This is a genomic window from Segatella paludivivens DSM 17968 = JCM 13650, assembly GCF_000373185.1.
Classification (GTDB): domain Bacteria; phylum Bacteroidota; class Bacteroidia; order Bacteroidales; family Bacteroidaceae; genus Prevotella; species Prevotella paludivivens.
This window is the reverse complement of sequence record NZ_KB890684.1, coordinates 95366-116764: the sequence shown is the minus strand read 5'-3', so window position 1 is coordinate 116764 and position 21399 is coordinate 95366. Positions and strand designations below refer to the sequence as shown.

The following is a 21399-nucleotide window of genomic DNA, read 5'->3' as shown; positions in this document are numbered from 1 at the left end:
TTTTTGAAAAATACTAGCGTCAAAGTGTCTTTGCACTGATTATCAAACTAGTAGGACTCTAAATCACAAAAACAAAGTGTCGATGCAGTGTTGTTTATTTCTTCATTACCCAAGACGAAAAGATACAGCAAAAATGCTATCATAAAAACATAGTGATTCTCTTTTATTACTACTTATTTAAGTATTTCTGATAATGAGCATCAAGGAAATCTCTGTTAGGAGCAAACTTTGAAGGAGCTATAATAGTCTGACCATCAATAAGAGATAAATACTTTTGGAATTTCTCATCATGCGTTGTTACTAAAAGTTCTTCAGATATAGAAATTTTTAAATCTGGATTGATGGCAATTAGCAATTGATCATAAGCCTTATGAAAGAATACATTTAAGCATAAGCCATTACATGGGTTTGTCCTATTCTTAACATCATCAGACCAGTCTACAATATGACATGCCTCTAATAGCTTATCATTTTCTATGCCTGATATGCAACAGTTATGATTATATGAATTTAAAACAACATCTCTAAAGAAAGATTGATTAACCCTTACTTTTACTGTTGATTCCCTATCCTTTCCTTCTGGAAAATTTTGAATATCTAAACCTGCTATTTCTTCAATATTTCTATGAGAAAACTCTGCTATCAGCTTTTCACTTTCAAATGCAAGATTATCTGGATTATCTACAAACTTATTCCATACTGTCTGTTCAAGTGTAGCACCATGCGACAAGCCACTTACTCCCCTTGCTTGTAATGATGGATCTAAACGAGCTATATTACATAACTTCATACTTACTGCAGAAGGCTTTCTTCCAAGTAAATGTGCTAAATGTATTATCTCTGGATTATTTTGATTTAATTTTCCAAAAGGTAACTTGCAATATAGATTAAAGGCTACAATCGTCTCTTTTTCGGTCCAATTATTCATTGCTTACTTAATTTAAACATGCTATTTGTAAATAGACAGCTGTAAAGGTAGATAAAATATCTAACGTATTCCTTATCATGATGCTTAAAATTTAAAATGATTTAGCTATTTCTTGATATATACTACCAATGTGTCCTATTGGATCAAGTACCAGAAAAAAGAATAAGACGCATAGTATAAATATCAGTGAATTAACGAGTATTGATATTTTGTCTTTAGCTTTAATTGAACTAACGATATGCAAAAATATCTTTCCTAAACTCCAAGTTAGATAGGCTAATAATGCGACCTCTAAAACCGAAAATACTATTTCCATGTGTGCTTAATTTAGAATTATTACTTTGTTTATTGTATTTGCAATATTGCTGTTTGGTCTTTATTTATCATATTTACTTTGACTGATCCATGACTTTATGCACGTTTATGCATCTAAGTATGCAGCACGCAAAATCGGACAACGATAAATAATTGAACCATTAAACTCTAGCTTTTGGCTATAGCCTTAAAATACTTTTAAGTGGTTTTTTCATCATTAAATATATTACGTTAAACTTAAAATGTGTTTTCATCATGGAAACTACAAAATCTATTTAATTTTACAAAGATACACTTTTGATTTGAATAGACAAATAGTTTTGTGAAAAATGTATGTGTTATCATTTATCATATCATCTTTGGCTCTACAGGAGAATTTGTTTTTTAAGCTACGTTATCTACGGTGTTGCTGAAATGCCTTTAAGTAAAGGGATTAATGCACAACAAGACTGTTTCTTTAGCTCCGGTAAGCTACGTATGCACTACGTCTTTTTTCACGTTTTACGATACGTCAAAGTGCAAATAGGCGAAAATAGACTGTAAATATTAACTATAAACTGGTCCCATTTTCAACTGTAATGTACAAAAAATGAGCAATATACTTTTCAATGTTATCCAAATACGGTCCAATCGTTATGCACTCCAATTTTCACCACTTTGCATTGCATTCCTTCGTAAAACGCAAGAAAAGACGTAGTGAATACGTAGCTTAACGCAGCTAGAATATGCAAAACGAGTTTGTAAAGCTTGATATACTTGCAGATAACAAGAGACGTAGCTGCGTAGCTATTTGTTTTATTAACGCTAGCGGTGCTTCCCCTATCTCCACCCACTGCATGGGTATCTTACTGCATATTTCGCCCAAGCATACAACGAGATAACGCCTGCTTATCATACAAAGTGGCACTAACAACGTTACGCCTATTTGCAGCCGTTCTGTGCACGTATAATTTGACCTAAGTAAGAATACCACATACGTATCTTTGCGCTCACCATCGGCACGTAATGCGGCGAATAAGCATTAACCACATGCTTTAGCTGTATCGCTTTGTATCAATATTGTCAAAGATCGAAAAACATGACTTCATTATACTGCTATTTTTGCACTAAATTTCCCTTTTTTGTCTTGTACAAAACCATGCTTTTGGATAATTATATCCACTCTTTCATTTTCACCTCACCGAAAGTCCATTAAAATGGCATTAAATCCGCATTTTTGATGATTATTTGCGTTTCTACGATAAAACGTTTGCGTTATTACGTGGAAACGTTTCTATTCCTACGATGTAAAGTTTCCATTTCTACGATGTAAAGTTTGCATTTCTATATAGAAACGCAAATACAAATTGACATTATGCCGACACTATGTTTTTGAAAAAACTGCATCTAACGTATTGATAGCCAGTAGATAGACACTTCGACACAAGTATATTTGCAAACCCTATGTAGAGTTTTCATGTTCTTTGCGATGTGAACACACAGACTTCGCCAGTCTAGTCTCCGCAGCTTAATGCCTCCGAGTCATTTATTGAAACCACCTTGCATTTGCGAACTCACTGTATCAGCAGTCTATCAGGCATCCCAAGACGTCTGCGTGCAAGCATTTCCTCTTCAAAATCCCAACAATCAGGAGCTACCCATTTATTGCGGATACAGCTCCAACGCCTAAATACAGTCTCCTGTGGGGGTGCAGACATGGGAACGGATTCTTTGCGTCGAGCATAGCGCACACCATTTACAACCGTCTCATATTCACTTGGTCCCGAAGTCTGTTCTTCTTGCGGATTCATCAGTTGTTTTCGCTTGACCCATTCAGCATGACGCCTCACGAGATCATTAAATTCATTCAGCGTCTTGCGTCCCGGCAGCAACAGATTGCGAAGATATTTCTTGGCGTCACGAGGCTTATAGCCCTGCTCTTCATCGCATGCGCTCATGATAAGCCGTTTGTCAAACCAACTAATGAGTTGCTTGCGTATATTCATGTCAGAAAACAGTTTAACCCCAGTCTGCCCTTCCAATGTTTTCAACCAGTTTTCATCATCGAAAATAGAATTCATCTTCGTCAGAAAGACTGATGGTGCTGCTGCCTTTACTACAGCGGTAGCAGTAGTTTCACTGTCGTTATCTTTATCTATATCTTTATCTATATCTTCGCGCGGTTGCGCATGCGTGTACGTATTATGCATATTAGCGTTTCGTTGATTTTGAAATGATTCATGATTCAATTTAGATTCATTTCTAATTGATTTGTGATTCATTTTAGAATCATTTTGCGTTGATTTTGAGTTAGGCTCAGAATCGTCTTCTGTCGACTCGGCAGCCACAGAATAATCAATGTGCATACTCTCGCAAAGTTGCGTACTAAAAAATCTGTTTCCCTCTACAACAAACAAACCATAGTTGTTGATAATCTTACTGATATAACTTGAAGACTTGTGGGCTTGAGCTGACAACACGCGTAGTTTATCTTTGCTGTAACGCCCCACACAGTCGGGACACTCTGTGAGATAAAGCAAAATCATGATGTAAGTTCCGAAGCCGGTACTACCCTCTTCAGCGAGTAAATCAGCTGTTTCTGGCAGTGTTGTGATATTACGTCGTACTTTGATGAATGGCGAATTCTGAGTTAGTTTGGTTGAATAACACATAGTTGGTCTTATTTAATGGTTTGTATAATATTCTTTCAATAAAATGTTTTGATTCACATCGTCACGTTTTCGTGTCACGTTAAGCGATAAAGTAACAGTAACGTAGCGAACAGCTCGGCAACTAAATCCGGATATTGCATCAAATAGGTGGTGCAACGGTTCAAGGATGATTTTACGTGAAATATTGAAATTGTTAATCAGTGTTTGATCAGGCATATTGTCAGTCGTGTGGTTGGCAGTAGTATCTGAAAGCATCGTTATATGATGAGAAAAGTACTTTAAAAGTAACTCGTCTCTTCTTGTTTTTAGTGTCATCTTATTTTCTTAAAAAGGCGAAGCAACCGCTGTAGTGATTAATTGCAAGTCATTAGAAAGCGGTAAATAACTAAGTCGTGGTTTATTTTTGTTTTGATACTTCAAGCATCGCTATATTTCTATTCATTATCTTTACCCCTACCTTTTGCAGTAGGGGTAAGTATAATCTTTCATAAGTTTTTGTTGTGCTATTAATCATATTTTACTGACTGTTTAGTTTGCATGTACAAAAGTACTAAAAAAATATGAAACATAAAAATATAATTTATTAATATGTAAAAATATATAGTGTTTTTTAAACTGTTTAACGGTTGAGCGTTTTATCAACAAACGCAATCTACATGCAATTATCACAAGCTACCTAAGATAAGATTTTATTGAGTAGCATCAACCTTAAATAGAAAGAGAAAATACTGTAAGTCAACCGCTTTTAGGATAATTTCCGCTAAAAATTTAATAATACGAATTATTTTACTTACCTTTGCACCCGTATTATAAAAAGAGGAAAATAAGAAATGATAACAGTTACAAATCTTGCGATCCAATTCGGAAAGAGAGTGCTTTACAAGGACGTAAACATTAAGTTTACACGCGGTAATATTTATGGAGTTATCGGTGCCAACGGTGCTGGAAAATCCACATTGCTACGTGCAATAAGCGGTGACTTGGAACCAAATCACGGCACCATTGAGTTAGGCCCTGGCGAGCGTTTGTCTGTATTGGAACAGGATCACTTCAAATACGATGAATTTCGTGTTATAGACACTGTACTAATGGGACATGAGCCTTTGTGGGATAATATGAACGAGCGTGACCGCTTGTACTCAAAGGCTGAAATGACCGAAGAAGACGGTAACCGTGCAGCTGAGCTTGAAGAAAAATTCGCAGAAATGAATGGTTGGGAGGCTGAAAGTAATGCCGCACAGCTATTGCAGAATCTTGGCATTCCTGATAAAATGCATCAGAAGATGATGTCTGAACTTAGCAATAATGAAAAGGTACGCGTAATGCTTGCCAAAGCTTTGTTTGGAAAGCCAGACAACCTCCTACTTGATGAGCCTACCAATGACTTGGACTTGGACACAGTAGAATGGTTGGAGGATTATCTTGGAGAGATAGATGAAAGTCAGACTGTACTTGTTGTAAGTCACGACCGTCACTTCCTTGACTCTGTTTCAACTCAGACTATAGATATAGACTTCGGAAAGGTAACAGTGTTCTCTGGTAACTACTCTTTCTGGTACGAAAGTTCACAGCTTGCATTACGTCAGGCACAGAACCAGAAGATGAAAGCTGATGAAAAGCGTAAGCAATTGGAAGAGTTCATTCGCAGATTCTCTGCCAATGTAGCAAAGAGCAAGCAGACAACCTCAAGAAAGAAAATGCTTAACAAGTTGAATGTTGAGGAAATACGCCCATCAAGCCGTAAATATCCAGGAATTATCTTCCAGATGGAACGTGAACCGGGTAACCAGATTTTGGGAGTTGAAAAGCTAAAAGCACAAGATCCAGACGGAACAGTTCTGTTTGATGACATAAACTTTAATATCGAGAAGGGACAGAAAGTTGTATTCTTGAGCCACAACCCTAAAGCAATGACTGCATTGTTTGATATTATCAATGGTAATCGCAAGGCTGATGCTGGAGAATATAAATGGGGCGTGACAATCACTACAGCCTATCTCCCACTTGACAATACAGACTTCTTCAAGAGTGACGAAAATCTTGTTGACTGGCTAGGAAAATATGGTACAGGCAATGAGGTTATGATGAAAGGATATCTTGGTAGAATGTTGTTCAGTGGTGAGGAAGTTCTTAAGAAGGTGAACATTCTTTCAGGAGGTGAAAAAATGAGATGTATGATTGCAAGAATGCAACTTCAAAATGCAAACTGTCTTATCCTTGACACTCCTACAAACCATTTGGACCTTGAAAGTATCCAAGCATTCAACAATAATCTTGTACAATTCCAAGGCAACATTTTATTCTCAAGTCATGACCACGAATTCATTGAGACTGTGGCTGATAGAATAATAGAATTGACACCAAACGGAACCATCGACAAGTTGATGCCTTATGATGAGTTTATTCATGACGAAGGTATCAAGGAACAGAGATTAAAAATGTATGGTGAGCAATAAAAATATTGCAAACATGAAATAAGCTAAAGGTCTTCTCCCATTTAAAAATAGAGAAGACCTTTTCCTATGGCATGATTATTGCACATACCATATAAAAAAATATTATTATTATGGCAAAACAAGAAAATAACGTAAATACAGAGAATTTGGACAAAGAAACTCTTGACGGTAATACGGCTTGTAACACACAAACTGACAACGATACTGCCAAAGAGACTGACAAAAATGCAGATTGCGCAGAAGATAATGACAAAGAAGAAGAAACAGAAACTGTTGAGGAAAAAGATCCTGTAGAGCTTCTTAAAGAGGAAAACGCAAAACTTAAAGATCAATTATTACGCACTATTGCTGAATTTGATAACTTTAGAAAGCGTACAGCAAAAGAAAAGTCAGAGCTGATACTTAATGGTGGTAAAAGAGTGATAAAAGAAATTCTTACTGTAGTTGACGACTTAGAGCGCGCTGCTATGGATAAGAGCGAGGATCCTACTGCCATAAAGGAAGGCGTAAAAATGATAGATAATAAATTCATTAAAACTCTTGAAAGTTTAGGCGTAAAGAAGATTGAAACAGAGGATGCTGATTTCAACACTGATTTTCATGAAGCTATTGCTATGGTTCCAGGAATGGGTGATGACAAGAAAGGTAAAGTCATTGACTGCGTTCAAAGTGGATATACAATGAATGACGAAGTTATCAGACATGCTAAAGTAGCCGTAGGACAGTAACATATAAACAGAAATAATCAATGGCACAAAAAAGAGATTATTACGAAGTTCTTGGCGTTCAAAAAACTGCCACAGATGATGAAATAAAAAAGGCATATCGAAAGATTGCTATCAAATATCACCCAGACAGAAATCCGGGAAATAAAGAGGCTGAAGAAAAGTTCAAAGAGGCAGCCGAGGCTTATGATATACTTCATGACCAGCAGAAGCGTTCTTCTTACGACCAATTCGGTTTCGACGGTCCACAAGGAGCTGGTGGATTTGGAGGTGGATTCAGTGGCGGAGGCATGGACATGGACGATATATTCTCTATGTTTGGTGACATATTCGGTGGACACGGCGGTGGATTCGGAGGTTTTGGTGGCTTTGGAGGAGGTCAGCAAGGTCACACAAGACAATATCGTGGTAACGACTTGAGATTGAAAGTAACTCTTTCTCTTCAGGAAATAGCTACAGGTGTAACTAAGAAATTCAAGCTAAGAAAGGATGTAGAATGCAGCCATTGCCATGGTACAGGTGCTGAAAACGGAAGTTCAAGCGAGACTTGTAAGACTTGTGGTGGACGTGGAGTCGTTATGAAGACTGTACGCACAATGCTAGGTATGATGCAGACACAGACTGAATGTCCTGAATGTCACGGAGAAGGCACTGTTATAAAGAACAAATGTAAAGAGTGTGGCGGTTCTGGCGTTGTAAAAGGTGAAGAAGTTGTTGAAATACAAATTCCAGCAGGCGTAGCTCAGGGTATGGTAGTAAATGTACCTGGCAAGGGAAATGCCGGTCCTCGCAACGGAGTAAACGGAAATATTCAAGTATATATAGAGGAACAAGATAACGATATATTTATTCGTGACGATAAAGACTTGATATACAACTTGTTGCTTGACTTCCCTACGGCAGCACTTGGAGGTGAAGTTGACATTCCTACCATTCAGGGAACAAATGTTAAAGTGAAGATTGACGCTGGAACACAACCAGGAAAGACTCTTAGATTAAGAGGAAAAGGTTTGCCAGCTGTACAAGGATATGGCAGCGGCATGGGAGACTTGGTAGTCAATATAAGTGTATATGTCCCTAAGACTCTTGAAAAAGAAGAAAGAAAAGAAATAGAAAAATTCAAGGATAGTGATAACTTTAAGGGTGATGCTAGCACAAAGCAAACTATCTTCCAAAAGTTTAAAAACTATTTCAATTGATTATGAATTATAAAGAAACTGTAAATTACCTATTTGATAGCACCCCTGTTTTTGAACATGTGGGTGCTTCTGCTTATAAGGAAGGCCTGTATAATACTATTGCGCTGGATGAACATTTCGGACATCCTCACAAGAAATTCAAGACTATTCATATAGCTGGAACAAATGGTAAAGGCTCTTGCTCACATTCATTGGCTGCAATGCTGCAATATAAGGGGTATAAAGTTGGACTTTACACATCACCACATATTGTTGACTTTCGTGAGCGCATAAAGGTTAACGGAGAATGTGTCAGCGAAGAATACGTGATTGACTTTGTAGAGAATGAACGTTCATTCTTCGAGCCACTCCACCCTAGTTTCTTTGAACTCACAACAGCGATGGCTTTCAAATACTTTGCACAGCAAAATGTAGACATCGCTGTAATTGAAGTTGGACTGGGAGGAAGACTTGACTGTACAAACATTATCAATCCGATATTGTCGATAATTACAAACATAAGTTTGGATCATACGCAATTTCTTGGAAACACATTGGCTAAGATAGCAGGAGAAAAAGCAGGAATAATAAAGCCGAATACTCCTGTTGTAATTGGAGAAGATGTGCCCGAAACGTATCCTGTATTTGAGAAGAAGGCTGCTGAAAACAATTCTCCAATAACATTTGCACAGAAATCAAATGAGATTATATCAAGTGAAGCCGACGAATTGGGTGGAAGAATATATGTAACAAAGCATTTTGGAACTTTTCATAGCGAACTCGGCGGTGACTATCAGGTCAGTAATATGAATACCATTCTTAACGCTATTAACATATTGAAAAATAACGGATTGGATATAACAGACTGCATTAAAGCTCTAGATAATATTGTTGAATCTACAGGTCTTATTGGTAGATGGATGGAGATAAACAAGGAGCCGTGTGCAATATGCGATACAGGGCATAATGTAGGTGGATGGCAATATCTCTCTAAGCAAATCAAAGCGCAGAAATGTGACAAATTGAGAATAGTGTTTGGAATGGTTGACGACAAGGATATTGACAGCGTAATGGATATGCTGCCACAAAACGCTGTATACTATTGGACGCAGACAAAAAACAAAAGAGCTATACCTGTTGAGACTGTTGCGAAAAAAGCTCTTATCCATCATTTAAACGGTAATATATATAATAATGTAAAAGAGGCATATAAAAATGCACTATCTGAATCAGGCAAAGATGACTTTATTTTCGTGGGAGGATCAAGTTATATCGTTGCCGACCTGTTAAGTTAGGTTTATACATTGCATAAAAAACTTAATACGGATGAACTTTTTTGGTGTATAATTTGGGTTATTCATTTTTTTTCAGTTACTTTGCAATATAAATATTGTAACTAAAAACTTAAAACATATTATGAACTCAGATCCAAATGAAAACGTCTGTGGCTTAAAGCGTGAAAACTTTCAAGCCACAATCAATGGAAAGGAAACTGACTTGTTCATCCTAAAGAATGCTAATGGAAATGAAGTAGCCATAACAAATTATGGTGGTGCTATCGTTGCTATTATGGTTCCTGACAAAAATGGCAATCATGCCAATGTAATTCAAGGACACGATAACATTCAGGATGTAATTAACTCTCCGGAACCTTATCTAAGTACTCTTATCGGTAGATACGGCAATCGTATTAACAAAGGTAAATTCCAGTTACATGGAAAAGAGTACCAGTTGGCAATCAACAACGGGCCAAATGCTCTTCATGGAGGACCAACAGGTTTTCACGCAAGAGTCTGGGACGCACAGTTGATGAATAGTCAGAGCCTTGTTCTACACTATGTAAGCGCATATGGTGAAGAAGGTTTCTCTGGAGAACTGAAAACAACCGTAATTTATACATTTAACAATAATGACGAGTTAGTAATTGACTATTTAGCATGCACTAACAAAAAGACCATTATCAATCTTACAAATCACGGTTTTTTCTCTTTGGCAGGTATCGCCAACCCAACCCCAACAATAGACAATATTATTTGCGAAATCAATGCTGATTATTATATACCTGTTGATAATACAAGCATTCCTACAGGTGAAATTTTGAAGGTAGATAACACACCTTTTGATTTCCGTACTCCAAAAGCTGTTGGTAAGGATATTAACGCAGACAATGAGCAAATAAAGAACGGTGCAGGATATGACCATTGCTTTGTACTTAATAAAAAGGAAGAAGCCGAACTAAGTTTTGCAGCCAGAATTGAAGAGCCAGTAAGCGGTAGAACAATGGAAGTTTATACCACAGAACCAGGAGTTCAGGTATATTCAGACAACTGGGCTGACGGATATAAGGGACAAAACGGGGCGACATTCCCTCGTAGAAGTGCAATATGCTTTGAGGCACAGCACTTCCCTGACAGTCCGAACAGATCTTACTTCCCATCGGTAATATTAAATCCTGGTGAACAGTACAAACAAGAAACAATTTATAAATTTGGAGTAAAAAAATAACTATAAAAAATGGAAAATAACAATACACAACACGGGAATATCATTGCAATCATAACAATGATGTTCTTGTTTGCAATGATCTCTTTCGTAACCAACTTAGCAGCACCTATCGGCGTAATCTGGAAAAATGTATTCAATGGCACAGGTAGTGCTAACATGATTGGTATGCTTGGTAATGCAATGAACTTCCTTGCATATTTGTTTATGGGCATCCCTGCTGGAAAACTACTCACAAAGATTGGTTATAAGAAAACTGCTCTTGCTGGTATCGCTACAGGTTTTGTAGGTGTTTTCATCCAGTTTGTTTCAGGAAGATTCGGCGCTGACATCAGTGGATTCGCTATATATTTATTTGGTGCATTCATCAGCGGTTTCGCTGTTTGTATTTTGAATACTGTTGTAAACCCAATGCTTAACCTTCTTGGTGGCGGTGGTAACAGAGGTAACCAGCTTAATTTGATTGGTGGTACTCTTAACTCACTTTCAGGTACATTGACTCCTATGCTTGTTGGTGCATTGATTGGAACTGTAACTGCTAACACAAAGATGGCAGATATCAACCTTGTTCTTTTCATCGCTTTGGGCGTATTTGCAATGGCATTCATCGTATTGCTGTTCATCCCTATTGCTGACCCAGAAATGGGTAAGACAACAAGTAATACTGTATTTGAACATAGTCCTTGGGCTTTCCGCCACTTTGTTTTGGGTACAATAGCAATCTTCGTATATGTTGGTGTTGAGGTTGGTATTCCAGGAACATTGAATTTCTATATTTCTGACGCTTCAGCAAAAGGTGCAGGCTTAGTTGGTAACGCAGCTGCTGTTGGTGGTTTCGTTGCTGGTACATATTGGTTGTTGATGCTTGTTGGTCGTTTCATCGGAAGTTTTATTGGTGGAAACGTATCAAGTCGCTCTATGATGATTGGTACAACAACTCTAGGTATGGTACTTATCATCGCAGCTATGATTCTTGGTAAGACAACAACCGTATCAATGCCTGTATTCACTGGTTCTTCATTCACATTGGTAACTGTTCCTATCGCAGCATTATTGCTCGTTCTTTGTGGTCTATGTACTTCAATTATGTGGAGTAGTATTTTTAATCTTGCAACAGAAGGATTAGGTAAATATTCAGCAGCAGCATCAGGAATTTTCATGATGATGGTTGTTGGTGGAGGCCTTCTTCCATTGGTACAGAATTTCATTGCTGACCACTCTAATTATATGGTTTCATATATTGTTCCATTGTTGGCTATAGCGTTCATGTTATACTACGCACTATTTGGAAGTAAGAATGTAAACAAGGATATTCCTATTGATTAAAACCTAAATAAATAAGCTCCAACCTGGATAAGGAAGGAGCTTTTTTATACATAATAACAACATTTATAACTATCAAGACTATGGATATTGAAAAAGTAAGAAGCCGTTTCATTAAACATTTCGACGGACAAACAGGTAACGTATATATGTCTCCTGGACGTATAAATTTGATTGGTGAACACACAGACTACAACGGTGGTTTTGTTTTCCCAGGTGCTGTAGATAAGGGTATTATGGCAGAAATCCGCCCTAACGATACCAATACAATACAACTATACTCTATCGACTTAAAGGATCGCGTTGAATTTGACATTGATGATCCAGAAGGTCCTAAGGCTAGCTGGGCACGCTATGTATATGGTGTAGCCAAAGAGATGAAGGCTTTAGGAGTAGATGTAAAAGGATTTAATGCTGCATTCTATGGCGATGTTCCATTGGGAGCAGGTATGTCTTCAAGTGCTGCTTTGGAAAGTTGTTTCGCTTTTGCAATCAACGATTTGTTTGGTGACAATAAGGTTGCTAAATGGGATCTTGTTCTTGCAGGTCAGGCAACAGAACATAAGTATATTGGTGTAAACTGTGGTATAATGGATCAGTTCGCAAGTGTTTTCGGTCAGGAAGGCAAATTGATGCGCCTTGATTGCCGTAGCCGCGAATTTGCTTATTTCCCATTTAATCCAGAAGGATATAAATTGGTTCTTATAAATTCAAAAGTTAAGCATGAGTTAGCTGGTAGCCCATACAACGACCGTCGTAATAGTTGCGAGAATGTTGTTAAGCAGATTGCAGCAAAACATCCTGAAAATAAATATGAGACTCTTCGTGATTGCACATGGGAAGAACTTGAAGAAGTTAAGGCAATCGTTGGCGAAGAAGATTATAACAGAGCTCACTTCGTTCTTGGAGAGAAAGATCGTGTACTTGCAGTTTGTGACGCTTTGGAAAAGGGCGACTACGAGACTGTTGGACAGAAGATGTTTGAGACTCACGAAGGTCTAAGCAAGGAATATGAAGTTTCATGTGAAGAACTTGACTTCTTGAATTATATAGCACGCATCAATGGTGTAACAGGTAGCCGTATCATGGGCGGTGGCTTTGGTGGATGTACAATAAACCTCGTTAAAGATGAGATTTATAACAAATTCATTGCCGACGCAAAAGTTAAGTTTGCCGCTAAATACGGTCATGAACCTGAGGTTTATCCTGTAGTTATCAGTGAGGGTTCACACAAGGTTTGCTAATATTCTGACATAGAATAGATAATACATATTCCCCATAATCAGCTGAGAAATACTGATTATGGGGATATATTTTATAGGTTTACTCCACTTGTAATTCACGAAGTATTGTAAAGTATTTAGCGTTTATATGTTGATTGACATAAATCAACTGCTTAAAAGTGTTAATTTTACACTTTAGCTAAAAAAAAGAGTCCGCAAACGATACGAGTTATTACAAAAAGTAGTAAATTTACACCCATAATATTAATTTACCTAATAATCACTCAGTTATGAGAACCCTAAAAGGAATTTTATTGGGAGCAGGAATGGCGAGCATTCTTCTCTCAGCTTGTGGCACAAACAAAGGTGCACAAATGACAGTATCTGGTCTTAAACCTACTAACTTCGATTCAATCATTGGTGGAAAAAAGACAGAGTTGATTACTATCAAAAATCATGCAGGTATGGAAGTATGCTTGACCAACTATGGTGGCCGCGTTGTTTCTCTATCTGTACCTGACAAGAGCGGCAAGCCTACGGATGTCGTTCTAGGATATGACAATATCTCACAATATGCTGATACAGCAAGAACTCCGTCAGATTACGGTTCTTCTGTTGGCCGTTATGCTAACAGAATTAAGAATGCTACAATAAATGTAGAAGGCAAAACTTACAAATTGAGAGCTAACGATATGATGAACTGCCTTCATGGTGGTGGCAATACAGGTTGGTTGCACAAGATATATGACGTGAAATCAAAGAATGATTCATCTGTTGTATTTGCAATTACTGCTAAAGACGGCGAAAACGGTTTCCCAGGAACTGTAAAAGCAACTGCTACATATACAGTAAAGAGCAATAATACTCTTGATATTGTTTTCCAAGCAACAACAGATAAGGAAACTGTCATTAATATGACAAACCACTCTTACTTTAATTTGAATGGAGATCCTTCAAAACAAGGTTACGATCAGGTGATGTATGTTAATGCAGACAAATTTACCCCTAGCGATAGATTCTATATTCCAACAGGCGAAATAAAGGACGTTGCAGGAACTCCAATGGATTTCCGTGTAGCAACAGCTATTGCAAACAAATATGATCCATCTTACGATCAGATAAAGAATGCTACAGGTTATGATCATAACTGGTGTCTTAATACATTCAAGGATGGTAAGGGTGATGACAAGACTGTTGCTGCAAGTTTGTATTCTCCAAAGACAGGAATCTTCATGGAAGTATTTACAAACGAGCCAGGCATTCAAGTATATACTGGTAATTTCCAAGGAACTGGTATCAGCTGCAAGCATGGTATAAAGTATCCAAAACATGTTAGCGTATGTTTTGAGAGCCAGAAATATCCAGATTCACCAACAAAATTTGTTGCAAAGACAAAGGGATGGGAAATATCTAACCCATATCTTAAACCAGGTGAGAAATATTATAGCCATCTTGCTTACAAATTCTCAGTAAAGAAGTAATTAAACTTAATCAAAACATATAAAACTATTAACAAAATGAATTGGAATGCACATGAATTCGTATGGCAAGACTGGTCTATCCTAGCAGTTGGCTTCGTACTCATCGTATGGTACGTTTGGCGTACTTTAAAGAAAGATAAGGAAAAAATGAAAGGCGCAGATAGTCAAGACTATCTGTTTGGCAAGGGCGAACCTTGGTATATTATCGGTGCAGCTATCTTTGCAGCGAATATCGGTTCAGAACATCTTGTTGGTCTAGCAGGTACAGGTGCCAAAGACGGTGTCGGAATGGCTCACTGGGAGATGCAAGGATGGATGATTTTGCTATTAGGTTGGCTTTTCGTACCTTTCTATCAGCTACTGAATAATAAACTGGGCAAGATTATAACCATGCCTGACTTCCTGAAATATAGATATACAAAAAGAACAGGTTCATGGCTAAGTATCATTACATTAATTGCCTATATACTAACTAAAGTAAGCGTAACAGCATTTACAGGTGGTATATTCTTTGAGTATCTGTTGGGACTACCTTTCTGGTATGGTGCACTAGGTCTTATTGCTATCACTGCGATATTCACTGTATTCGGTGGTATGAAGGGTGTAATGACAATGTCTGCAATCCAGACCCCTATACTAATTATCGGTTCATTCTTAGTTTTATTTCTAGGACTTTCAGCACTTGGTGACGGAAGCATAACTGCTGGTTGGTCTAACATGATGACATATTGCGGACATCTGCATAACGGATATGGAACTACTCACATGTTCCACTTGAAAACAGGTGATCCTATGTATCATGAATATCCAGGATTCGTAGTATTCCTTGGTGCTTCTATTATCGGCTTCTGGTATTGGTGTACTGACCAACACATTGTTCAACGTGTACTTGGTCAGACTCGTGGAGAAGACAATGTAACTGTCATGAAGCGCGCACGTCGTGGAACTATCGCAGCAGGTTATTTCAAACTTCTTCCTGTATTCATGTTCCTTATCCCTGGTATGATTGCAATTGCACTTTCTAGTAAAACAGGAAGTGGTATCACTATGGATATAACAAACCAGCATGATACAGACGGAGCATTTGCTATGATGGTAAAGAACATTCTTCCTGTCGGTGTTAAGGGATTTGTAACAATCGGTTTCGTTTGTGCACTTGTAACATCACTAGCAGCATTCTTCAACAGTTGTGCTACCCTATTTACAGAAGACTTCTACAAGCCAATGAAAAAAGGTATGAGCGAGTCTCATTATGTATTTGTTGGTCGTGTTGCAACAGTTGTTGTTGTTCTTCTCGGCCTACTTTGGCTTCCTGTAATGATGAACATGGGTAACCTATATAGCTATCTACAAGGAATCCAGTCATTACTTGCTCCTTCTATGGTTGCTGTATTTACATTGGGTATATTCTCAAAGAAAATCACTCCTAAAGCTGGAGAATGGGGACTTATCGGTGGTTTCATCATTGGTATGCTCAGACTGTTGACAAACGTCATAACAGATTCTGGAAATTCAGTAATGAATGGTTCATTCTGGAATTCAACAGCATGGTTCTGGCAGACAAACTGGCTAATTTTCGAGTGCTGGCTCTTAGTATTCATCATTGCCATGATGATTGTTGTATCAATCTTCACTCCTGCACCAAGCAAGGAACAAGTTGAAGCTATCACATTTACAGGCGACTATAAGAAGCAAATAAAAGAAAGCTTCAATATATGGGATATTGTTGCAACTCTAGGAGTTGTAGCACTCTGCGCAGCATTCTATATCTACTTCTGGTAAAATATGTTGGAGAGTTTCATCAATCAAAATGAAGCTCTCCACATTACATATTGAAAGCATATAACATATATAAACTATGACACAATTTTATGGCGAACACACAAGGCTGTTGGTTTCTGTGGACTGTATCGTATTTGGATTTGAGGAAGATAAGCTGAAATTACTTATCGGTAAACGAAAAATGGATCCAGGACGTGGAGAGTTTTCACTATATGGTGGATTCGTCGGCATAGACGAAAGTCTTCCTGATGCAGCAAACAGAGTGCTGAGAGATTTGACCGGATTGGACAAATTATACATTAAGCAAGTTGGTGCATTTGGAAATATTGACCGTGACCCAGGAGAACGAGTTATATCAATCGCATATTGCGCACTGATAAACGTCAAGGATTACGATGATAATATAAGAAAACAACATGGTTTGGAATGGGTTAACTTGGAAGATATGCCGCAGTTATATTCTGACCATAACATAATGGTTAGTAAAGCCATAAATATGTTGCGTAGACGTATTAACACGGAGCCTTTAAGCTTCAATCTGCTACCAGACTTGTTTACACTTACTCAGTTACAACATGTTTACGAAGCAATACTTGGAGAAGAAATAGACAAGCGTAACTTTAGAAAACGCATAAAGACTATAGATTTTATTGAAAAGACTGAACTTGTAGATAAAATTACATCTAAGCGTGGAGCTGCTCTTTTCAGATTCAACAAACGCGCTTACGAGGATGATCCTAATTTCAAACTATAAACAACAAACATAATTATGCTGGAAGAATTAAAGGAAAAAGTATTCAAGGCTAATATTGATCTTGTAAAACATAATCTTGTTATCTTTACTTGGGGCAATGTTTCAGGTATAGATCGCGAAAAGGGATTAGTTGTTATCAAGCCATCAGGTGTTAGCTATGATAACATGAAGGCTTCTGATATGGTAGTAGTTGATTTGACAACTGGCAAAGTTGTAGAAGGTGACTTGAATCCATCATCAGATACTCCTACACATTTGGAACTGTATCGCAATTTCCCAGAAATAGGCGGAGTGGTACATACACATTCTACTTATGCTACAGCTTGGGCACAGGCTGGATGCGATATTCCAAATATCGGTACTACTCATGCTGATTATTTCCATGATGCTATTCCATGTACAGATGACATGGTAGAATCACAAATGGCTGAATATGAGTTGAACACTGGTGTAGTAATAGTAGACAAATTCAAAAAGAACAATATCAACTATGTTCACACTCCAGGTGTACTAGTAAAGAATCATGGACCTTTCTCTTGGGGTAAGGATGCAGATAATGCTGTATATAACGCCGTGGTGATGGAACAAGTAGCCAAGATGGCATTTATTTCATTCAGCGTTAATCCACAAACAAAAATGAATCCTTTACTAGTAGAAAAGCACTTCAACCGTAAACACGGTCCTAACGCTTATTACGGACAAAAAAAGAAATAACTATATTTAAATAATAATTAAAAACATAAAACTATGATCAAAGCATTTGAAAATTTCGAAGTATGGTTTGTAACAGGTGCACAACTTCTTTATGGAGGTGATGCAGTTGTTCAGGTAGACGGTCACTCAAAGGAAATGGTTGAAGGACTTAACAATTCTGGTAACCTTCCTGTAAAAGTTGTTTATAAGGGCACAGCTAACAGTTCTGCAGAAGTTGCTGACGTTATGGCTAAAGCTAATAATGACAAGAAATGTATCGGTGTAATCACTTGGATGCATACATTCTCACCTGCAAAGATGTGGATTCACGGACTTCAGATTCTAAGAAAGCCTCTACTCCACCTTCATACACAATATAATCAGCAGATTCCTTACGACACAATGGATATGGATTTCATGAATCTTAACCAGAGTGCTCATGGTGACCGCGAATATGCTCACATTCTTTCTCGTTTACGTAAGCCACGTAAGACCGTTATCGGTTATTGGAAAGACGAGAAGACTCAGGGCCATATCGCAGTTTGGGAAAGAGTATGTGCTGGTTGGGCAGACTCTCAGGACATGCTTATCCTTCGCTTTGGCGACCAGATGAACAATGTTGCTGTAACTGATGGTGACAAGGTTGCTGCAGAGCAAGTTCTTGGCTATCACGTAGACTACATGCCTTTCTCAGAGGTTATGCCTTTCTTTGACGCTATCAAAGATGAGGAAGTAACAGCATTGGTTAAGAATACATATTTCAACGATTATCAGGTTGATGCCACAATTAAGGATGAAAAATCAGAAGCATATAAGAAAGTATGGAATGCTGCAAAAGCAGAACTTACACTTCGTGCTGTAATGAAGGCTAAGGGTGCTAAGGCATTCACAACAAACTTTGATGATCTTGGCGACGTAAACGTTGAAGAGACAGGCAGAGGTTTCGATCAGATCCCTGGTTTGGCTTCACAGCGCATGATGCATGACGGATTCGGATTCGGTGCTGAAGGTGACTGGAAGAGCGCAGCTTTATATCGTACAGTATGGTTCATGAGTCAGGGACTTGAAGGTGGTACATCTTTCCTTGAGGACTACACATTGAACTTTGATGGCGAGAATACATCTATTCTTGAATCACATATGCTTGAGGTTTGCCCAGACATCGCTGAAGAGAAGCCACGTCTTGAGGTTCACTTCCTCGGTATAGGTATTCGTAAGTCAGAGACAGCTCGCTTGGTATTCACAACAAAACAGGGTCATGGTATTACTGCTACTGTTGTTGATATGGGTAACCGTTTCCGTCTTATCGCAAACGATGTTAACTTGATTAAGAGTAAGCCACTTCCAAAGTTGCCAGTTGCATCAGCATTATGGATACCAGAGCCTACATTTGAGGTTGGTGTTGGTTGCTGGATGAACGCAGGTGGTACACACCACTCTTGCTTCAGCTTTGGCTTGACAGATGAGTACTGGCGTGATTATGCAGAAATCGCTGATATCGAGTGCTGCATCATCAACAAAGATACTGATATTGAGCGTTTCCGTCAGGATCTTAGAGTTAATGAGATTTATTACATGTTGAATAAGGCACTTAGATAATTATGGCAAAATACGTAATCGGACTTGATTATGGATCTGATTCAGCACGCGCGTTGATCGTTAATGCTGAAAACGGAGAAACACTTGCTACAAGTGTTAAGTATTATCCTCGCTGGAAAGAAGGATTATATTGTAATCCTAAGATTAACCAATGGAGACAGCATCCAAAAGATTATCTTGAGGTCCTAGAGAATTCTGTAAAAGAAGCATTGTCTAAATGCGATAAAGAAGTAGCCAAGAATGTTGTTGGTATCGCCTTCGACACAACTGGTTCTACGCCTGCATTTACAGACGAAAACGGAACACCACTTGCTATGCTTCCTGAATTTGAGGAAAACCCAAATGCAATGTTTGTATTGTGGAAAGACCACACTGCAATAAAGGAAGCTGAAGAAGTGAACCAAAAAGTTGCATTAGAACCAACTAATTATATTAAATATGAAGGTGGTATCTATTCTGCAGAATGGTTCTGGGCAAAAGCAATGCACGTAATCCGTCAGGATGCTGAAGTTGCAAAGAAAGCATATTCTATCGTTGAATATTGCGAATGGTTGCCAGCTGTACTGACAGGAACTACCGGACTTGACAAACTAGTTCGCTCTCGTTGTGCAGAAGGTCACAAGGCTATGTGGAATGAAGAATGGGGAGGTTTACCACCTGTTGACTTCATTGAGCGTCTTGAACCAAAACTTAAGAGTGTTCGCGAACATCTTGGTAACAATGCAGAAACAGCAGAAAAGCCAATCGGTCATTTGTGTAAAGAATGGGCTGAGAAACTTGGACTATCTGAAAATGTAGTTGTTGCTGGTGGTGCTTACGATTGCCACATGGGTGCTGTAGGTGCAGGTGTTACTCCTCATACATTGGTTAGAGTTATCGGTACATCTACTTGTGATGTAATGGTAGCGAACTACAATGAAGTTGGTGACAAGTGCATTAAAGGTATTTGTGGTCAGGTTGATGGAAGCGTTATACCAGGAATGGTTGGACTCGAAGCAGGTCAATCTTCATTTGGTGACGTATATGCAATGTTCCGTAGAATATTGGAGTGGCCATTGCGTACATTGATACCTGGAGAGCACAATCAAGATGCTATTGATGCAGCTTGTGACAAGATAATTCCTGAACTAACAAAAGAAGCTGAGAAGATACCTGTATCTGAGTCTACTGTTCTTGCAACAGACTGGATTAATGGTCGTCGTACTCCTGATGCAAACCAATTGTTGAAGGGAACGATTGCCGGTTTTACTTTGGGCACTACTGCTCCACAGGTATTCCGTGCTCTTGTTGAAGCAACAGCTTATGGAACAAAAGCAATCGTAGACCGTTTTGAAAACGAAGGTGTACGCATTGACGATGTTATCGGTATTGGTGGAATTGCACTTAAATCACCTTTCGTTATGCAAACAATGTGTGATGTAATCAACAAACCAATAAAGGTTTGCAAGACTGATCAGGCATGTGCTCTTGGTGCAGCAATGTTTGCAGCTACAGCAGCTGGAGTGTATGGCAAAGTAGAAGATGCTATCGCAGCAATGAATAGCGGATTCGCAAAGACATATGTACCTAATCCTGAAAATGTAGAAGCTTACAGTGAAATTTACAAATCATATATCAAATTGGGTAAATTCACTGAAACTGAACTATATAAGGATTAAACGCCTATTTTATAATATGTATTGCGTGGGGGATTTCCCTGCGCAATCGTATTATATATAAAGTAAACTGCTAATCACCAAAAGTAACAGTAATGAAAAAACTTATTATCTCAACTGTTTTTTCTGCCGCA

16 protein-coding genes are annotated in these 21399 nt (G+C 38.2%); 13 read left to right on the top strand and 3 right to left on the bottom strand.

The window, feature by feature from the left end:
* Positions 1-169 precede the first annotated feature (169 nt).
* The 3 genes from B045_RS0112770 to B045_RS15375 form a co-directional block, all read right to left on the bottom strand.
* On the bottom strand, positions 170-928 hold the full coding sequence (locus tag B045_RS0112770) for an HNH endonuclease (RefSeq protein ID WP_018464655.1): 759 nt from the start codon (positions 926-928) through the stop codon (positions 170-172).
* Between the two features lie 1868 nt (positions 929-2796).
* Positions 2797-3894 (bottom strand): DUF4373 domain-containing protein, encoded by a 1098-nt coding sequence (locus tag B045_RS0112765; protein ID WP_018464654.1) that lies wholly within the window; start codon positions 3892-3894, stop codon positions 2797-2799.
* 12 nt (positions 3895-3906) lie between these two features.
* Positions 3907-4209, bottom strand: coding sequence for a hypothetical protein (locus B045_RS15375; RefSeq protein ID WP_154650174.1), 303 nt, complete (start codon positions 4207-4209; stop codon positions 3907-3909).
* 515 nt (positions 4210-4724) lie between these two features.
* Between B045_RS15375 and B045_RS0112755 the strand changes: the two genes are divergently transcribed.
* From B045_RS0112755 to B045_RS0112695, 13 genes are all read left to right on the top strand, one after another.
* Complete coding sequence (locus B045_RS0112755; RefSeq protein ID WP_018464652.1) at positions 4725-6350, top strand: ABC-F family ATP-binding cassette domain-containing protein; 1626 nt, start codon at positions 4725-4727, stop codon at positions 6348-6350.
* A 110-nt stretch (positions 6351-6460) separates the two neighbouring features.
* Positions 6461-7078 carry a nucleotide exchange factor GrpE gene (locus B045_RS0112750; protein ID WP_018464651.1) on the top strand — a complete coding sequence of 206 codons (618 nt, stop codon included), beginning with the start codon at positions 6461-6463 and terminating at the stop codon, positions 7076-7078.
* A gap of 20 nt (positions 7079-7098) precedes the next feature.
* The gene (gene dnaJ / locus B045_RS0112745; RefSeq protein WP_018464650.1) at positions 7099-8274 is read left to right on the top strand and encodes a molecular chaperone DnaJ; all 1176 of its coding nucleotides are present in this window, start codon (positions 7099-7101) and stop codon (positions 8272-8274) included.
* A gap of 2 nt (positions 8275-8276) precedes the next feature.
* Entirely contained in the window at positions 8277-9548 is a 1272-nt protein-coding gene (locus tag B045_RS0112740) for a bifunctional folylpolyglutamate synthase/dihydrofolate synthase (RefSeq protein ID WP_018464649.1), read from the top strand.
* 121 nt (positions 9549-9669) lie between these two features.
* A complete protein-coding gene (locus B045_RS0112735; RefSeq protein WP_018464648.1) occupies positions 9670-10758 on the top strand; it encodes an aldose epimerase family protein in 1089 nt (362 codons plus the stop codon).
* A gap of 9 nt (positions 10759-10767) precedes the next feature.
* Positions 10768-12081, top strand: a complete 1314-nt coding sequence (locus B045_RS0112730) for an MFS transporter (RefSeq protein ID WP_018464647.1) — start codon at positions 10768-10770, stop codon at positions 12079-12081.
* 80 nt (positions 12082-12161) lie between these two features.
* Positions 12162-13322 carry a galactokinase gene (galK, locus tag B045_RS0112725; RefSeq protein ID WP_018464646.1) on the top strand — a complete coding sequence of 387 codons (1161 nt, stop codon included), beginning with the start codon at positions 12162-12164 and terminating at the stop codon, positions 13320-13322.
* A 269-nt stretch (positions 13323-13591) separates the two neighbouring features.
* Positions 13592-14782 carry an aldose epimerase family protein gene (locus B045_RS0112720; protein ID WP_018464645.1) on the top strand — a complete coding sequence of 397 codons (1191 nt, stop codon included), beginning with the start codon at positions 13592-13594 and terminating at the stop codon, positions 14780-14782.
* Between the two features lie 36 nt (positions 14783-14818).
* Positions 14819-16564, top strand: a complete 1746-nt coding sequence (locus tag B045_RS0112715) for a sodium:solute symporter (RefSeq protein WP_018464644.1) — start codon at positions 14819-14821, stop codon at positions 16562-16564.
* Positions 16565-16640: 76 nt separating this feature from the next.
* Entirely contained in the window at positions 16641-17318 is a 678-nt protein-coding gene (locus B045_RS0112710) for an NUDIX hydrolase (protein ID WP_018464643.1), read from the top strand.
* 15 nt (positions 17319-17333) lie between these two features.
* Complete coding sequence (locus B045_RS0112705; RefSeq protein WP_018464642.1) at positions 17334-18032, top strand: L-ribulose-5-phosphate 4-epimerase; 699 nt, start codon at positions 17334-17336, stop codon at positions 18030-18032.
* A gap of 33 nt (positions 18033-18065) precedes the next feature.
* Positions 18066-19610: an L-arabinose isomerase gene (araA, locus tag B045_RS0112700; RefSeq protein ID WP_018464641.1), complete on the top strand. Its 1545-nt coding sequence runs from the start codon at positions 18066-18068 to the stop codon at positions 19608-19610.
* A gap of 2 nt (positions 19611-19612) precedes the next feature.
* Entirely contained in the window at positions 19613-21268 is a 1656-nt protein-coding gene (locus tag B045_RS0112695; protein WP_018464640.1) for a ribulokinase, read from the top strand.
* The last annotated feature ends 131 nt before the right edge of the window (positions 21269-21399 follow it).

Excerpts from the sequence above, each read along its gene's own strand:
- B045_RS0112695 (WP_018464640.1), top strand. The coding sequence starts at position 19,613 with ATGGCAAAATACGTAATCGGACTTGATTATGGATCTGATTCAGCACGC.
- B045_RS0112740 (WP_018464649.1), top strand. The coding sequence starts at position 8,277 with ATGAATTATAAAGAAACTGTAAATTACCTATTTGATAGCACCCCTGTT.
- B045_RS0112770 (WP_018464655.1), bottom strand. The coding sequence starts at position 928 with ATGAATAATTGGACCGAAAAAGAGACGATTGTAGCCTTTAATCTATAT.
- B045_RS0112755 (WP_018464652.1), top strand. The coding sequence starts at position 4,725 with ATGATAACAGTTACAAATCTTGCGATCCAATTCGGAAAGAGAGTGCTT.
- B045_RS0112730 (WP_018464647.1), top strand. The coding sequence starts at position 10,768 with ATGGAAAATAACAATACACAACACGGGAATATCATTGCAATCATAACA.
- B045_RS0112715 (WP_018464644.1), top strand. The coding sequence starts at position 14,819 with ATGAATTGGAATGCACATGAATTCGTATGGCAAGACTGGTCTATCCTA.
- B045_RS0112720 (WP_018464645.1), top strand. The coding sequence starts at position 13,592 with ATGAGAACCCTAAAAGGAATTTTATTGGGAGCAGGAATGGCGAGCATT.
- araA (WP_018464641.1), top strand. The coding sequence starts at position 18,066 with ATGATCAAAGCATTTGAAAATTTCGAAGTATGGTTTGTAACAGGTGCA.
- B045_RS0112705 (WP_018464642.1), top strand. The coding sequence starts at position 17,334 with ATGCTGGAAGAATTAAAGGAAAAAGTATTCAAGGCTAATATTGATCTT.
- B045_RS0112710 (WP_018464643.1), top strand. The coding sequence starts at position 16,641 with ATGACACAATTTTATGGCGAACACACAAGGCTGTTGGTTTCTGTGGAC.
- B045_RS15375 (WP_154650174.1), bottom strand. The coding sequence starts at position 4,209 with ATGACACTAAAAACAAGAAGAGACGAGTTACTTTTAAAGTACTTTTCT.
- B045_RS0112765 (WP_018464654.1), bottom strand. The coding sequence starts at position 3,894 with ATGTGTTATTCAACCAAACTAACTCAGAATTCGCCATTCATCAAAGTA.
- B045_RS0112750 (WP_018464651.1), top strand. The coding sequence starts at position 6,461 with ATGGCAAAACAAGAAAATAACGTAAATACAGAGAATTTGGACAAAGAA.
- dnaJ (WP_018464650.1), top strand. The coding sequence starts at position 7,099 with ATGGCACAAAAAAGAGATTATTACGAAGTTCTTGGCGTTCAAAAAACT.
- B045_RS0112735 (WP_018464648.1), top strand. The coding sequence starts at position 9,670 with ATGAACTCAGATCCAAATGAAAACGTCTGTGGCTTAAAGCGTGAAAAC.
- galK (WP_018464646.1), top strand. The coding sequence starts at position 12,162 with ATGGATATTGAAAAAGTAAGAAGCCGTTTCATTAAACATTTCGACGGA.